This window comes from Streptomyces sp. SolWspMP-5a-2, assembly GCF_900091845.1.
GTDB classification, from domain to species: Bacteria; Actinomycetota; Actinomycetes; order Streptomycetales; family Streptomycetaceae; genus Streptomyces; species Streptomyces doudnae.
The window spans coordinates 1-2169 of sequence record NZ_FMCI01000274.1; the positions used below are offsets into that span (position 1 = coordinate 1).

The 2169-nt window shown below is 75.6% G+C and carries 1 protein-coding gene; it reads right to left on the bottom strand.

The features are described from left to right. Nucleotides 1–107 precede the first annotated feature (107 nt). Complete coding sequence (locus GA0115242_RS27895; RefSeq protein ID WP_093833256.1) at nt 108–2069, bottom strand: ABC transporter ATP-binding protein; 1962 nt, start codon at nt 2067–2069, stop codon at nt 108–110. Nucleotides 2070–2169: the final 100 nt, after the last annotated feature.

Sequence of the window (2169 nt, forward strand, 5' to 3'; positions counted from 1 at the left end):
CCCACCCGCACACACCCCGCACGAACGCCGGGCGCCCCGGGCGGCACGCGGTCGCGTACTGCCCGGGGCGCCCGGTCGGTCGGTCCGTCAGTTCCCGGTGCCCGTCCTCAGCCGGTCGGGTGGAGACCGGCGCCGGCGACGCTCCCCGGGCCGGGCGGTGCACCCTCGTCCGTGGCGGGCACCAGCATCTGGGACGCGGCGAGTTCACGGTAGAGCGCGTCCGCGCCGACCAGTTCCTCGTGCGAGCCCGCGGCACGGATCCCGCCGTCCTGGAGGACGATGATCTGCTCGGCGTCGGTGACCGTCGAGAGGCGATGGGCGATCAGGACGACCGTGCAGCGCCGTGCCGCCTGGTCGACCGCCTCCCGCAGGGCCTGCTCGTTGCTGGCGTCGAGCTGCGCGGTGGCCTCGTCGAGCAGCAGCACGTCGGGTTCGCGCAGCAGCGCCCGCGCGATGGCGAGCCGCTGGCGCTCGCCCCCGGAGAGGGCGACCCCGCGGTTGCCGACCTCGGTGTCGAGGCCGTCGGGCAGCCGCGCGACCAGCGCGTCCAGCCGGGTCAGGCGCAGCACGTCGGCGATGGCCTCGTCGCTCGCGCCCGTGGCGGCGTAGCGGAGGTTCTCGCGGAGCGTGCCCGCCATGACCGGGGACTCCTGCTCGACGTAGGCGATCCGGCGGCGGACCTCCGCCCGGGACATCCCGGCGATGTCGCGTCCGCCGATCCGGATGGCGCCCGCGTCCGGCTCGTAGAAGCGCTGGAGCAGCGCGAACATCGTGGTCTTCCCGGCGCCCGAGAGACCGACGAGCGCGGTGCGGGTGCCGCCGGGGACCGTGAAGGCGACACCCCGCAGGGCGGGCCCGCGCCCCGGGTACGCGAAGTGCACCGCGTCGAACTCGACGGGCGGCGCGGCGGACCCGGTGGTGTGCGCGGCGGCGTCCTCCGGGAGGTCCACGTCGTCCTCCGCCGGGAGGTTCCGCACCTGCTCGATGCGGACGACCGCGCCCAGCCCCTGCTGGAGCATGCCGAGGCCGCCGAGCAGCGAGGCGATCGGGCTTGCCAGGTAGAAGACGTAGAGCAGGAACGCGATGAGCTGCGAGGCGTCGAGGTCGCCCGCGGCCACCAGCGCGCCGCCCACGCCGAGCACCGCGAGGAAGGCCGCCTGGATGGCGACGCCGGACAGCACCTGGACCAGCGCGACGTACTTGGCGCCCGTCAGCCCCGCCTCGTACGCCTCCTGGACGGCGGCCTCGGCACGGGCGGTCTCCCGGGCCTCGGCGCCGTTGGCCTTGACGGTGCGGGCCGCGCCGAGCGACCGGTCCAGGGCCGCCCCGACCGCGCCGACGGAGCGCTGCGCGCGGGCCACGGCCTCCCGGATGCGCGGCAGGACCAGGCCGAGGACCGCCCCCGTGCCGCACAGCACCCCGAGGGTGACACCGAGCAGGCCGAGATGGACCGTCCCCATCAGGACGACCGCGCCCAGGACGGTGAGCAGCCCGTTGCTGATCATGACGAGGCCCTGGGTGGCCGCGTTCTGCACCAGGGCGCTGTCGGAGGTGACGCGGGCGACCAGGTCGCCGGGGGGACGGCGGTCAAGCTCGGGGATCTTCAGCCGGACGAGGCGGAAGACCAGGTCGCGGCGGATGGAGCGGACGACCTGCTCGGAGGTCCGCTGCTGCCACCAGGACTGCAGGCCGGTGAGGACGGCGCCCGCCACCACCAGCACGCCGAGCAGGACCAGCGGTCCTGCGACGGCGGTGCCGTCGGCCAGCGCGTCCAGGACGTTCCGCGCGACCAGCGGCTGGACGAGCCCGCTGCCGCTGGCGGCGAGCGCGAGCAGCAGCGACCCGGCCAGCGCGAGTCGGTGCGGACGGGCCTGCCGCAGCAGCGCCCGCAGCGGCCGCACACCGGACGCGCCGCCGTCGTCGGACACGGACGGCCCGGACGAGGACGGCCCGGACGCGGAAGGACCGGTTCCGGCCGGGTCGGGCCCGGGGCCGGTGGGACCGCTGGAACCAGCGGGGTCGAGGGAACCCCTGGGACCCGTGGAACCCACGAAACCCACGGAACCCATGGGACCCACGGAACCTGCGGGGTCGATGGAAGGTGCGGAACCCATGGGACCCACGGAACCTGCGGGATCGCTGGAAGGCGCGGAACCCATGGGACCCGCT

Bases quoted from the DNA above. Each gene is read 5' to 3' on its own strand.
- GA0115242_RS27895 (WP_093833256.1), bottom strand. From the start codon at position 2,069: ATGGGTTCCGTGGGTTTCGTGGGTTCCACGGGTCCCAGGGGTTCCCTC.